The sequence below is a fragment of the Microbacterium pullorum genome, from assembly GCF_014836535.1.
Lineage (GTDB): Bacteria > Actinomycetota > Actinomycetes > Actinomycetales > Microbacteriaceae > Microbacterium > Microbacterium pullorum.
The window spans coordinates 86,208-99,369 of the sequence record NZ_JACSQP010000005.1 but is presented as its reverse complement, the minus strand read 5'-3'; the positions used below and the strand labels follow the sequence as shown (position 1 = coordinate 99,369).

Sequence of the window (13,162 nt, the reverse complement as noted above, 5' to 3'; positions counted from 1 at the left end):
CTTACAGATCCAGATCGGGGACATCGACGCGCACTCTCAGGGTCGCACGGGCCGGGGCCTGGCGTCCCTTCGTGGAGCGTCGCGCGCGCAGGGCATCGGCGATGACCGACGAGCGCAGGCTGTCGGCGACGGCTCGGCCGGCGCCGTAGTCGAAGCGCACCACCGCCCGTGAGCCGTTCTCGGTGCTGACGGGGCCGAGCACCGCCTCATCGCCGAGGTTCGGGAGGTCTTCGCGCAGTGTGTCGACGCAGGTGCGCACGGCGGCGGCGGAGCCGTCGACCGTGGCCACGCGTACCACCGGCGGCATGTGCAGCGGGGCACGTTCGGCCAGCTCGCTGCGCGCGTACGCCGGCTGCGTCCAGGTGGCCAGGGCCCGTGCGACGCCGCCGGTGACGCCCACCAGGTGCACGGGCGCGCCCGGGGCGGCGAGGGCGGCCGCGTTGGACCACCACCGCAGGCACGACTCACCGATGCGCAGTTCGTCGGCCATGAGCATGCGGTCACCGTCCAGCAGCACGACGGCGCGGTATCCGCCCGCCGCGATCGGCTCGGCCCCGCGGGTGGCGATGACCAGTGCCGGGGTGGCATCCACCCGGGTGACGGGATGGGTGCCGTCGGCGACGATGATGCGCACCCCCGGGAACGCCCGACCGAGCTCGTCGGCGGTGCGCTCGCTGCCCGACGACGCCATGCGCAGCTTCACGCTGTCGCACGACGCGCAGCGCCAGGCCGGGGCGCTGCGGCCGCACCAGCCGCACTCCGGCACGGCGCCGGGGCGCCGGGCACGCAGCGGACCCGCGCAGTGCGGGCACCGGGCGGGGGTGCGGCAGTCGGCGCAGACGAGCACGGGGGCATAACCCGGCCGCGCGACCTGGACGAGCACGGGTCCGGATGCCAGGGCCTCGCGAGCCGCCGCGAACGCAGATGACGGCACCCGGGCACCGCGCGATTCGCCTTCGCGCGTCGCCGACAGCACGACGCGCGGGCTCGCGCGCCGCCGTGCCGGAACCTCGCGCACCCAGCCGATCGCGACGAGGCGTTCGACGTCGGTGGTGCGGGTGTGCCCGGCGAACAGCAGCGCGGTGGCGTCGAGTTCCTGACGTACGAGGGCCGCGTCGCGGGCGTGCACGCCGGGGCTCAGGGGTTCGGCCAGCAGCGGGTCGCCGTCGTCCCAGATCACGACGAGCCCGATGTGGTGAGCCGGGGAGTACACGGTGGAGCGGTTGCCGACCACGATGCACGGCTGCGGCGCGAGCACCCGCAGGTACGAGGCGTACCTCTCCGGACCCGACCGTCGGGCGTCGTCGCGCACGAGCGCGTCGGAGGGCACCCGTCCCGCGAGGGCGAGCTCGAGCTGCGCCTGGTCGCGGTGGTCGGGGACGACGAGCACGGCGCTGCGGCCGGCGGCGAGGGTGCGCACGGCGGCGGCGGCGAGCAGCTCCGCCCACGCGCCGACGTCCTCCCCCGAGGCGAGGGTGGCCGGTCGCGGGGGCGCGTCCAGCGCGAGCCGCTCCCCCGCACTCAGCGCGTCGGGAAGCCCGGGGAACGCGTCGAGCACGCCCTCGGCCCAGGCGACGTCGGTGTCGGCGATGGTGGGCGCCGCCACCGGGTCGGCGGCGAACCACGCCTTCTCGGCGCGCACCATGCGTTTGGGGACCGCCAGTCGCAGGATGTCCGACGCGGAGCCGGCCGCCCGGTCGGCGGCGCGCCGGGCGAGCGCGTACAGGCCCGCCGGCAGCACCTCGACGGTGGAGATGACGGATTCGACCAGCGACAGCGGCCGCCCGGCGGCATCCGTCTCGTCGATCTCGATGACGTACGCGTCGACGAGGCGCCCGGCGGTGCGCAGCGGCACGCGCACCCGGATGCCGGGGGCGACGGTGTCTGCGAGCTCCGGTGGGATCTCGTAGTCGAACAGTCGGTCCAGCTGCGGCAGCGGCGAGTCGATGAGCACGCGCGCGACGCGACGCGTGCTCACATCGGCACCCGCGGGTTCCACTAGAGGCCTGCGGCCGCGCGCAGCTCCTCGACGCGGTCGGTGCGCTCCCACGTGAAGTCGGGCAGTTCACGGCCGAAGTGGCCGTAGGCGGCGGTCTGCGCGTAGATGGGGCGCAGCAGATCGAGCTGATCGATGATGGCCTTCGGACGCAGGTCGAACACCTCGCGGATGGCGCGGCGGATGACATCGTCGGCGACGTGGCCGGTGCCGAACGTCTCGACGTAGAGCCCGACGGGCTTGGCCTTGCCGATGGCGTACGCCACCTGCACCTCGAGGCGCTCCGCGAGGCCCGCCGCGACGGCGTTCTTGGCGACCCAGCGCATGGCGTACGCGGCGGAGCGGTCGACCTTCGACGGGTCCTTGCCGCTGAACGCGCCACCGCCGTGGCGGGCTGCCCCGCCGTAGGTGTCGATGATGATCTTGCGGCCGGTGAGCCCGGCGTCGCCCTTGGGGCCGCCGGTGACGAAGGGCCCCGCGGGGTTGATGAAGTAGGTGACGTCGGGAAGCTCGAGCCCGGTCTCCTGCAGCACCGGGTCGATGACCTCGGCGCGCACCGCGGCCCGCAGCGCCTTCTGCGAGATGTCGGCCTGGTGCTGGGTGGACAGCACGACCGACTCGACGGTGCGGGGGGTGTGACCGTCGTAGCCGAGGGTGACCTGCGTCTTGCCGTCGGGGCGCAGGAACGGCAGTTCACCCGAGCGACGCACGTCGGCGAGTCGTTCGGCGATGCGGTGGGCCGTCCAGATGGCCATGGGCATGAGCTGCGGCGTCTCGGTCGTCGCGTAGCCGAACATGATGCCCTGGTCGCCGGCGCCCTGCAGGTCGTGCGGGTCTTCCGAGCCGTCTTCGCGGCGCTCGAACGCCTTGTCGACGCCCGCGGCGATGTCGGAGGACTGCGCGCCGATCGACACGCTCACTCCGCACGAGCTGCCGTCGAACCCGGCGTCGCTGGAGGTGTAGCCGATGCGGTTGACGACATCGCGCACGATGGCGGGGATCTCGACATACGCGCTCGTGGACACTTCGCCCGCCACGTGGACGAGCCCCGTGGTCACGAGCGTCTCGACGGCGACGCGGCCGTTCGGATCCTCGGCGAGGATCGCATCGAGGATGCTGTCGGAGATCTGGTCGCAGATCTTGTCGGGGTGGCCCTCGGTGACGGACTCGGAGGTGAACAGTCGCAGGTCGGTCATCGATGCTCCAGGACGAAGGCGGCGGGTATGGGCACAAGTATGCGCCGTGCGGCGGACATGCTCGGAAGCGGTCCGCCGCACGGCGTCACAGGTGTGTCTGACTCACTCGACGTGGCGCAGGCGCAGCTTGTCTTCGTGGATCTCGTGCAGCGCGATCGTGAGGGGCTTGTCCTCGACGGTGGAGTCGACGAGCGGGCCGACGTTGTCGAAGAGGTTGCCCTCGTGCAGGTCGGAGTAGTAGTCGTTGATCTGGCGCGCCCGCTTGGACGCGTAGATCACGAGCTGGTACTTGGAGTCGACCTTGCTCAGCAGTGCGTCGATGGGCGGGTCGATGATTCCCTGGTCGCGAGTGGCCATGCGGGACCTCCTGAGGTCGTTTTCTGCGAAAGTCTGCGCGCTCGGCTGAACCGAGGCATCAGCCCAGTCTACCTGCTCGGCGGATGTGTCGAGCAGGATGCCCCGGGGCGCGGTCAGCGGACGAGGGCGGCGATCTCGGCGGCGGCGCGTGCCACGTCGTCGTTGACGACGTGGAAGTCGAACTCGCCCTGGGCGGCGAGCTCCTTCTTCGCGGTGCGCAGCCGCCGGGCGCGCTCTTCATCGTCTTCGGTGCCGCGCCCGACGAGACGCTGCACGAGTTCATCCCAGCTGGGCGGCAGCAGGAACACCAGCGTCGCGCTGGGCTCGGCTGCGCGCACCTGGCGCGCACCCTGCAGGTCGATCTCCAACAGCACGGTGCGTCCGGCGGCCAGCGCGGCATCGATGGGCGCGCGCGGGGTGCCGTAGCGGTGGCGGTTGTGCACGGTGGCGTGCTCGAGCAGCTCGCCTTCGGCGACGAGACGGTCGAACTCGGCATCGGAGACGAAGAAGTAGTGCTCGCCCTCGACCTCGCCCGGACGCGGTGCGCGGGTGGTGGCCGACACCGACAGCAGGATCTCGGGGTGATGCGCCTTGATCTCTGCGGCGACCGTGCCCTTGCCCACTGCGGTGGGGCCGGCGAGCACGATCAGCCGGCTGCGGCCCTCGCGGGGCGTCGGCTCCGGCCACCGCTCGTCGAGGAAGCGCTGCAGCGCGACACGCTGACGCGCGCCGAGTCCGCCGAGCCGCTTGACCGGCGAGATGTTGAGGTCGGCGAGGATGCGGTCGCGCTTGCCCTCACCGATGGCGGGGATGGCCGTGAGGAATTCGGGCACGCGCATCGCGCCGGCCGGCGACGTCGGCTCGGCCAGGGCGCGGCGCAACAACTCCTGCGGGGAGATCACTCGCGTGGCGACGTCGCGCTTGAGCGCGGCGCGTTCGCGGCGGGCGGCGACGGCGCGGCGGGATGCTGCGGCGCGGTCGACCTCGGGCGGGTGCTGAGCGTCAGCCATGGTTCACTTTCGAATAGAGCGCGGCGCGTTCGGCGATGCGCTGGACGATGTCGGCCGGCCCAGCCGACAGGATGCTGCGGCTCTCGTTCGCCACGACGGGCGAAGCGAGGGCCTGGAACAGGTGGGCGAAGTCCCCCGGCTCCACCCCCTGCGCACCGAACCCCGGTGCGAGGATCGGCGCCGGCGGACGGATGGCCGCCGCGATGCCGGCGGCCACGGTGTCGACGGTCGCCCCCACGACGACACCCACGCTCCCCCATTGTCCCTCTTCGGTGGTGCGGGCGTTGAACGCCGACACCTCGTCGATCACGATCGCCGCGACCGACCGGTCGCCGTCGCGTGCGGCCTGCAGCCGCCGAGCCTCGGGGTTGCTCGTCGCGGCGAGGACGAACGCGCCCTTGCCCTGGGCGACGGCGTAATCGAGGGTCCCGATGAGCGCCCCCACCCCCAGATACGGGCTGAGGGTCACGGCATCGGCTTCGAGCGGCGATCCGGGTGTCAGCCAAGCACGGGCGTATGCGTCCATCGTGGTGCCGATGTCACCGCGCTTCGCGTCGGCGATGACGAGCAGACCGCGCCCGCGGGCCTCGGCCAGCACCTCCTCGAGCGCGGCGAAACCCGCCGACCCCCAGCGCTCGAAGAACGACACCTGTGGCTTGACGATGCCGACCCGTCCGGCCGCGGCATCCACGACACGCAGCCCGAACTCGCGCACGCCCGCCGCCGAGGCGCTGAGGCCCCAGTCGGCGAGCAGGCGCTCGTGCGGGTCGATTCCGACGCAGAGAGGTCCCTGCGTCGCGAGCGTGTCCTGCAGGCGGCGGCCGAACCCGGTCATCTGGCGGCCCGGTCGGCGGCGTACTCCTGCAGGCTCCGCACGCGGAAACCCTCGCGCAGCACCGGCAGGGCGGTGACGGCGGCACCGAGCACGGCCATCGTGGTGAACAGCGCCTTGTCGGCGGCGACCGCCGCGGCGCGGATCTCGTAGCCGTCGGCACGCGACATACCGCCCGAGGGCGTGTTCACGATGATGTCGATCTCGCCGGCGTTGATGAGGTCCACGATGTTGGTCTCGCCGCTCGCCATCGTCTCGGAGTACTTGCGCACCACCTCCACGCGGATGCCGTTGCGCGCCAGGATCTCGGCGGTACCCTCGGTCGCGGTGATCGTGTACCCGAGTTCCTGCAGCCGGTGGGCGGGGAGGATCACGGCGCGCTTGTCGTCGTCGGCGACCGAGATGAACACGGTCCCCTCCAGCGGCATGCCGCCGTAGGCGGCGGCCTGGCTCTTGGCGAACGCGGTCGGGAAGTCCCGGTCGATGCCCATGACCTCGCCGGTCGAGCGCATCTCCGGGCCGAGCACGGAGTCGACCATGCGGCCGTCCTTGGTGCGGAACCGCTTGAACGGCAGCACCGCCTCCTTGACGGCGATGGGCGCGTCCAGTGGCACGCGCGAGCCGTCCTGCGCGGGCAGCATGCCCTCGGTGATCAGCTCGGCGACGGTCGCGCCGACCATGATGCGGCTGGCGGCCTTGGCGAGCGGGATGCCGAGGGCCTTGGAGACGAAGGGCACGGTGCGGCTGGCACGGGGATTCGCCTCGATGACGTAGAGCACACCGGCGCTGACGGCGAACTGCACGTTCAGCAGCCCTCGCACCCCGACGCCCTCGGCGATCGCCCGTGTCGCCTCGCGCACGCGGTCGATCTCGCCCCGGCCGAGCGACATCGGCGGCAGCGTGCAGCTGGAGTCGCCCGAGTGGATGCCGGCCTCTTCGAGGTGCTCCATGACGCCGCCGATGTACAGGTCGGTGCCGTCGTAGAGCGCGTCGACGTCGATCTCCACGGCGTCGTCGAGGAAGCGGTCCACCAGCAGCGGCATGCCGGGGCCGATGATGGCCTGGTCGGCGATGCGAGCGAAGTAGTCGTGCAGGCTGGGCGTGTCGTAGACGATCTCCATGCCGCGCCCGCCGAGCACGAAGCTCGGACGCACGAGCACCGGGTAGCCGATGCCCTCGGCCACCGCGACCGCGCCGTCGGCGTCGATCGCGGTACCGCTGCGCGGGGCGACGAGGCCCGCCTCGTCGAGCAGGCGCGAGAACAGCTCGCGCTCCTCGGCGAGGTCGATCGCCTCGGGCTGCGTGCCGAGGATCGTGTAGCCGGCCGCTTCGATGCCCTTCGCGAGCCCGAGCGGGGTCTGACCGCCCAGCTGGCAGACGACGCCGAGGATGGTTCCCGAGCGAGACTCGGCGTGCAGCACCTCCAGCACGTCTTCGAGCGTCAGCGGCTCGAAGTACAGCCGGTCGCTGGTGTCGTAGTCGGTGGACACCGTCTCGGGGTTGCAGTTGACCATGACCGTCTCGTAGCCGGCATCCGACAGTGCGAACGACGCGTGCACGCACGAGTAGTCGAACTCCACGCCCTGGCCGATGCGGTTGGGCCCGGACCCGATGATCACGACCTTGGTGCGCTCCGACGGCGTGACCTCGGTCTCGAGGTCGTAGCTGGAGTAGTGGTACGGCGTGAGGGCGGGGAACTCCCCCGCGCACGTGTCCACCGTCTTGTAGACCGGCCGGATCGACAGCCCGTGGCGGATGCCGCGCACCTCGGCCTCGGAAGTGCCGCGCAGCTGCGCGATCTGCGCGTCGCTGAAGCCGTGATCCTTCGCGGTGCGGAGGGTCTCGGTGTCGAGCTCGGCAGCGGCCCGCACGTACTCGGCCACCTCGTTGATGAGCACGATCTGGTCGAGGAACCACGGATCGATGCCGGTGGCCTCGAAGGCCTGCTCGATCGTGGCGCCCTTGCGCATGGCCTGCTGCAGCACGACGATGCGCCCGTCGGTGGGCGTGCGGGAGATCTGCAGCAGCTCGTCGACCGACCGCTCCTCGTCGCCCCAGTGGAAGCTGGAGCCGCGCTTCTCGAGCGAGCGCAGCGCCTTCTGCAGTGCGGTGGCGTAGTTGCGGCCGATCGCCATCGCCTCGCCCACCGACTTCATGGTGGTCGTCAGGGTCACGTCGGCGGCGGGGAACTTCTCGAAGTTGAAGCGGGGCACCTTCACCACGACGTAGTCCAGCGTCGGCTCGAAGCTCGCCGGCGTCACCTTGGTGATGTCGTTGGGGATCTCGTCGAGCCGGTAGCCGATGGCGAGCTTCGCGGCGATCTTGGCGATCGGGAAGCCGGTGGCCTTCGACGCCAGCGCGGACGAGCGGGACACGCGCGGGTTCATCTCGATCACGATGATGCGGCCGGTGGCGGGGTCGACGGCGAACTGGATGTTGCAGCCGCCGGTGTCCACGCCCACCGCGCGGATGATGTCGATGCCGATGTCGCGCATCTTCTGGTACTCGCGGTCGGTGAGGGTCAGCGCCGGGGCGACGGTGATCGAGTCGCCGGTGTGCACGCCGACCGGGTCGACGTTCTCGATCGAGCAGACGACCACCGTGTTGTCGGCGGTGTCGCGCATGAGCTCGAGCTCGTACTCCTTCCACCCGAGGATCGATTCCTCCAGCAGCACCTCGGTGGTGGGCGAGTCGCGCAGGCCCGCGCCGGCGATGCGGCGCAGGTCCCGCTCGTCGTAGGCGAAGCCGGAGCCGAGACCGCCCATCGTGAACGACGGGCGCACGACGAGCGGGTAGCCGAGCTCGTCGGCCGCGGCGAGCACTTCGTCCATCGTGTGCGCGATGCGGGAGGCGGCGACCTCGGCGCCGGCGTCGATCACCAGCTGCTTGAAGATCTGGCGGTCTTCGCCCTTGTTGATCGCCTCGAAGTTCGCGCCGATGAGCTCCACGTCGTACTTCTCGAGGATGCCGTGGTTGTGCAGGTCGATCGCCGCGTTCAGTGCGGTCTGGCCACCGAGCGTCGGCAGGATCGCGTCGGGGCGTTCCTTGGCGATGATCGTCTCGATCACCTGCCACGTGATGGGCTCGATGTAGGTCGCATCGGCGAAGTCGGGGTCGGTCATGATCGTCGCCGGGTTGGAGTTGACGAGGATGACGCGCACGCCCTCCTCGCGCAGCACCCGGCAGGCCTGCGTGCCGGAGTAGTCGAACTCGCAGGCCTGACCGATGACGATCGGGCCGGATCCGATGACGAGGACGGAGTGGATGTCGTCGCGCTTAGGCATTCTTCGTGGTCTCCAGGTTCGCGAGCACGAGGTCGCGGAAGCGGTCGAACAGGTAGTTGGCGTCGTGGGGTCCGGCGGCGGCCTCGGGGTGGTACTGCACCGAGAACGCGGGGATGTCGAGGGCACGCAGCCCTTCCACGACGTCGTCGTTGAGGCCGACGTGGCTCACTTCCACTCGGCCGTAGCCGGCAGGGCTGTCGGTGACGCCGTCCAGCGGCGCGTCGACGGCGAACCCGTGGTTGTGGGCGGTGATCTCCACCCGACCGGTCTGACGGTCCAGCACGGGCTGGTTGATGCCGCGGTGGCCGAACGGCAGTTTGTACGTGCCGAAGCCGAGGGCGCGGCCCAGCAGCTGGTTGCCGAAGCAGATGCCGAAGAACGGCAGCTTCTCATCGAGCACGCCGCGCAGGAGCGCGACATGGTCATCGGATGCCGCGGGGTCGCCGGGTCCGTTGGAGTAGAACACACCCACCGGCTCGATGGCGCGGATGTCGTCGATCGTGACGTCCTGCGGCAGCACGTGCACGTCGAACCCGCGCGCGGCGAGGTTGTCGACGGTGGACTGCTTGACGCCCAGGTCGAGCACGGCGAGCGGGCCGATGCGGTCGGCGGTGGCGGGGGTCACCTCGGCGGCGGCCACCGAGACGGCTGCCGACAGGTTCAGGCCTGCCATCTGCGGCGCCTCGCGCACCAGACGCAGCTGCTCCTCGGCGTCGAGGCCGGCGGCCTCGCCGCTGAACACGCCACCGCGCATGCTGCCGGCGGAGCGGATGTGGCGCGTCACGGCGCGAGTGTCGATGCCGCTGATGCCCACGACCCCGTCGGCGACGAGCGCCTCATCGAGCGACGTGTCGGCGCGCCAGTTCGACACGACCCGCGAGGGGTCGCGCACGATGTAGCCGGCCACCCAGATGCGCCGGGACTCGGGGTCCTCGGCATTCATGCCGGTGTTGCCGATGTGGGGGGCGGTCTGCAGCACGATCTGGCCGGCGTACGACGGGTCGGTGAGGGTCTCCTGGTAACCGGTCATGCCGGTGGAGAACACCACTTCGCCGAGGGTCGTGCCGCGCGCGCCGTAGGCGTGTCCGGTGTGGCGGGTGCCGTCCTCGAGGACGAGCACAGCGGGGTCGCGGGTGAACAGTGTCACGCGTCGCCTCCTGTCGTGGGAGCGGGGTCGGAGAGCTGCCGCAGTGCGTCGACGAGCGCGCGCGCGGAGGTCTGCTGTGGACGGAAGTAGGAATCGACGACGGTCGTGCCGTCGGGGGTGGTCAAGTGCCAGTCGAGGCGGGCCAGACCGTCGCGCTCGACGACGCGGTCGATGGCGACCGTCGCCTGCGAGGCGGCGAGGATCTGGGCACGCGGGATGAACAGCCGGGGCTGACCGGTGAGATCCAGCGCCACACCGGCGTCGGTGACGGTGACGTCGGCGCGCGAGCGGAAGCCGAGGCCGCGCACCGCGAGGCGCTCCAGCGGCTGGTCGTGAGCGGTGGTCGCGACGTACAGCACCGGGAAGACGCCGATGACGGCGGCACCGGCGGGCACCTCGCCGACCGGCGGCACGAGGCCGGAGTCCCGGCGGGTGCGCCGATGCCAGCCCCAGGCGAGGAGACCGAGGAGGCCGAGCGCGACGGCGATGACGACCAGCAGTGCGCCTTCCTGCGTCATGCGGTCACCACCGTCTCGCGCAGTGCTCCGTCGGCGACGGTGATGACGCCGCGGTGCAGCGTCCAGCGCACCTCGCCCGGCAGTTCGCGCTCGAGATAGGGCGAGTTCACGCTGCGACCGTGCAGGTCGCCGCGGCCGAACGGGCGCACCGGCGTCGGGTCGTAGAGGGTGAGCGATGCCGCCTCGCCGACGGCCAGCGGCGTACCGTGGCCGTCGAGGCGCCCGATGCGGGCGGGCGCGGTCGACATGACGCGGGCAACGTCCTCCCAGCCGAGCAGGCCGGTGTCGACCATCGCCTGCTGCACGACGCGCAGCGCGCTCTCCAGGCCCACCATGCCGTTGGCGGCGGCCTGCCACTCGCAGGCCTTCGCCTCGGCGGGGTGCGGCGCGTGGTCGGTCGCGACGATGTCGATCGTGCCGTCGGCCAGGCCCTCGCGCACCGCCTGCACGTCCTCTTCGCGCCGCAGCGGCGGGTTCACCTTGTAGCTGGCGTCGTAGTCGCGCACCAGTTCCTCGGTGAGCAGCAGGTGGTGCGGGGTGACCTCCGCGGTCACCGCGATGCCGCGCTTCTTGGCCCAGCGGATGATGTCCACCGATCCCGCCGTCGAGAGATGGCAGACGTGCAGACGTGAGCCGACGTGTTCTGCCAGCAGCACGTCGCGCGCGATGATCGACTCCTCTGCGACGGCCGGCCAGCCGGTGAGACCGAGTTCGGCCGACACGGTGCCCTCGTTCATCTCGGCGCCCTCGGTCAGCCGTGGGTCCTGGGCGTGCTGGGCGATGACACCGTCGAACGCCTTCACGTACTCGAGGGCGCGGCGCATGATGAGCGGATCCCACACGCAGAAGCCGTCGTCGCTGAACACGCGCACCCGGGCGCGCGACGAGGCCATGGCGCCGAGTTCGGCCAGGCGCTCGCCCTTCTGTCCGACGGTGACGGCGCCGATCGGCTGCACCGTGACGTAACCGGCCGCCTCGCCGAGGGCGAGCTCCTGCTCCACGACGCCCGCCGTGTCGGCCACGGGCGAAGTGTTCGGCATGGCGAACACGGCGGTGTACCCGCCGGCGGCAGCCGCACGCGAGCCGCTGAGGATCGTCTCGGAGGCCTCGTAGCCGGGCTCGCGCAGATGCGTGTGCAGGTCGACCAGGCCGGGGAGGGCGATGAGGCCGTCGGCGTCGATGACCTTCGCGCCGGCACGGGTCAGTCCGCTGCCCACCTCTACGATGCGCCCGTCGTCGATCAGCAGATCCGCCGAGCGGCCCGCGGTCGCCTCGTCGTGGATGCGTGCTCCGCGGATGAGGATGGTCTCGCTCATCGTCCGTCCTCTCCAGCTCGTGTGCGCTCCCCTGCCAGCAGCAGATAGAGGGCGGCCATCCGCACGGACACGCCGTTCGTCACTTGCTCGAGCACGGTCGAGCGCGGCGAATCGGCGGCGTCGGCGGAGATCTCCAGGCCCCGGTTCATCGGACCCGGGTGCATGACAATGCTATCCGTCGAAAGACGGGCCAAGCGCGCGGCGTCCAGTCCCCACCGGCGGGAATACTCCCGTTCAGTCGGGAAATACGCGGCATTCATGCGTTCCGCCTGGATTCGCAGCATCATCAGCGCGTCGGGCTCGTCGGCGATCGCCTCGTCGAGGTCGTAGCGGATGTGCACCGGCCAGGCCGAGACGTCCTGCGGCACGAGGGTCGGCGGGGCGACGAGGGTGACGATCGCACCGAGGGTGGTCAGCAGCCACACATTGGAGCGTGCGACGCGCGAATGCAGCACGTCGCCGACGATCGTCACCCGCAGCCCCGCGAGATCGCGGCCGCGGCTGTCGGCGCCGAAGAAGCGCTTGCGGATGGTGAAGGCGTCCAGCAGCGCCTGGGTGGGATGCTCGTGCGTCCCGTCGCCGGCGTTGACCACTCCCGCGGTGATCCAGCCGCTCGTGGCGAGGGTGCGCGGGGCCCCGGACGCGCCGTGGCGGATGACGACGGCATCCGCCCCCATCGCCTGCAGCGTCTGGGCGGTGTCCTGCAGCGACTCGCCCTTGGAGACCGACGAGCCCTTCGCGGAGAAGTTGATGACATCGGCGGAGAGGCGCTTGGCGGCGGCCTCGAACGAGATGCGGGTGCGGGTGGAGTCCTCGAAGAAGAGGTTCACGACGGTCTTGCCGCGCAGCGTCGGGAGCTTCTTGACCTCGCGGCGCTGCGTGTCGGCCATGTCCTCGGCGACATCGAGGATGCGCAGCGCCCCGTCACGGGTGAGGGTGCGGGTGTCGAGCAGATGCCTCATGACTCGATCGTCACCTCCTCGACGCCGTCGACGTCGGCGAGGCGCACGTTGACGCGTTCTTCGCGGGCGCTGGGCAGGTTCTTGCCGACGAAGTCGGGGCGGATCGGCAGTTCGCGGTGTCCGCGGTCGACGAGGATCGCCAGGCGCACCGCGGCGGGGCGGCCGATGTCCTGCAACGCGTCGAGGGCGGCACGGATGCTCCGACCCGAAAAGAGCACATCGTCCACCAGCACGACGGTCTTGCCGTCGATGCCGCCCGCGGGGATCTGGGTCGGGTGCGGCGCCCGCGTCGGGTTGCGGTGCAGGTCGTCGCGGTACATCGTGACGTCCAGGGCGCCGACGGGAACCGTGTTGCCGCCGAAGTCGGCGATCAGCGCTCCGATGCGCTCGGCGAGGTTCACGCCGCGCGTGGGGATCCCCAGGATCACGAGGCCCTCGGGGCCCCTGTTGGACTCGAGGATCTCGTGGGAGATCCGAGTCAGGGCTCGGGCGATGTCGGCCTCATGCAGCACGGTGCGCGTGCTCATCCGCCGCTCCCTTCTCC

Annotated in this window: 11 protein-coding genes; all 11 read right to left on the bottom strand. The window is 71.2% G+C overall.

Translation table 11 applies throughout. From position 1 onward, the window contains the following. Position 1 precedes the first annotated feature (1 nt). The 11 genes from H9651_RS09475 to pyrR all read right to left on the bottom strand — a co-directional run bounded on the left by H9651_RS09475 (position 2) and on the right by pyrR (position 13,145). Positions 2 to 1,978, bottom strand: coding sequence for a primosomal protein N' family DNA-binding protein (locus H9651_RS09475; protein WP_191719065.1), 1,977 nt, complete (start codon positions 1,976 to 1,978; stop codon positions 2 to 4). 20 nt (positions 1,979 to 1,998) lie between these two features. Further along, positions 1,999 to 3,192, bottom strand: coding sequence for a methionine adenosyltransferase (gene metK / locus H9651_RS09470; RefSeq protein ID WP_191719064.1), 1,194 nt, complete (start codon positions 3,190 to 3,192; stop codon positions 1,999 to 2,001). A 102-nt stretch (positions 3,193 to 3,294) separates the two neighbouring features. Next, positions 3,295 to 3,549: a DNA-directed RNA polymerase subunit omega gene (gene rpoZ, locus H9651_RS09465; protein ID WP_191719063.1), complete on the bottom strand. Its 255-nt coding sequence runs from the start codon at positions 3,547 to 3,549 to the stop codon at positions 3,295 to 3,297. Positions 3,550 to 3,662: 113 nt separating this feature from the next. Further along, entirely contained in the window at positions 3,663 to 4,559 is an 897-nt protein-coding gene (gene gmk, locus H9651_RS09460) for a guanylate kinase (RefSeq protein ID WP_191719062.1), read from the bottom strand. Beyond that, the gene (pyrF, locus tag H9651_RS09455; RefSeq protein WP_191719061.1) at positions 4,552 to 5,394 is read right to left on the bottom strand and encodes an orotidine-5'-phosphate decarboxylase; all 843 of its coding nucleotides are present in this window, start codon (positions 5,392 to 5,394) and stop codon (positions 4,552 to 4,554) included. Before pyrF ends, gmk begins: the two co-directional genes overlap by 8 nt. Next, complete coding sequence (gene carB, locus H9651_RS09450; RefSeq protein ID WP_191719060.1) at positions 5,391 to 8,675, bottom strand: carbamoyl-phosphate synthase large subunit; 3,285 nt, start codon at positions 8,673 to 8,675, stop codon at positions 5,391 to 5,393. Before carB ends, pyrF begins: the two co-directional genes overlap by 4 nt. Continuing rightward, positions 8,668 to 9,822 (bottom strand): glutamine-hydrolyzing carbamoyl-phosphate synthase small subunit, encoded by a 1,155-nt coding sequence (gene carA / locus H9651_RS09445; RefSeq protein WP_191719059.1) that lies wholly within the window; start codon positions 9,820 to 9,822, stop codon positions 8,668 to 8,670. The genes carB and carA overlap by 8 nt, the downstream gene beginning before the upstream one ends. Beyond that, on the bottom strand, positions 9,819 to 10,340 hold the full coding sequence (locus H9651_RS09440) for a PH-like domain-containing protein (RefSeq protein WP_191719058.1): 522 nt from the start codon (positions 10,338 to 10,340) through the stop codon (positions 9,819 to 9,821). The genes carA and H9651_RS09440 overlap by 4 nt, the downstream gene beginning before the upstream one ends. Continuing rightward, positions 10,337 to 11,656 carry a dihydroorotase gene (locus H9651_RS09435; RefSeq protein WP_191719057.1) on the bottom strand — a complete coding sequence of 440 codons (1,320 nt, stop codon included), beginning with the start codon at positions 11,654 to 11,656 and terminating at the stop codon, positions 10,337 to 10,339. The genes H9651_RS09440 and H9651_RS09435 overlap by 4 nt, the downstream gene beginning before the upstream one ends. Beyond that, positions 11,653 to 12,618: an aspartate carbamoyltransferase catalytic subunit gene (locus tag H9651_RS09430; protein WP_191719056.1), complete on the bottom strand. Its 966-nt coding sequence runs from the start codon at positions 12,616 to 12,618 to the stop codon at positions 11,653 to 11,655. Before H9651_RS09430 ends, H9651_RS09435 begins: the two co-directional genes overlap by 4 nt. Continuing rightward, positions 12,615 to 13,145: a bifunctional pyr operon transcriptional regulator/uracil phosphoribosyltransferase PyrR gene (pyrR, locus tag H9651_RS09425; RefSeq protein ID WP_191719055.1), complete on the bottom strand. Its 531-nt coding sequence runs from the start codon at positions 13,143 to 13,145 to the stop codon at positions 12,615 to 12,617. Before pyrR ends, H9651_RS09430 begins: the two co-directional genes overlap by 4 nt. Between the last annotated feature and the right edge of the window lie 17 nt (positions 13,146 to 13,162).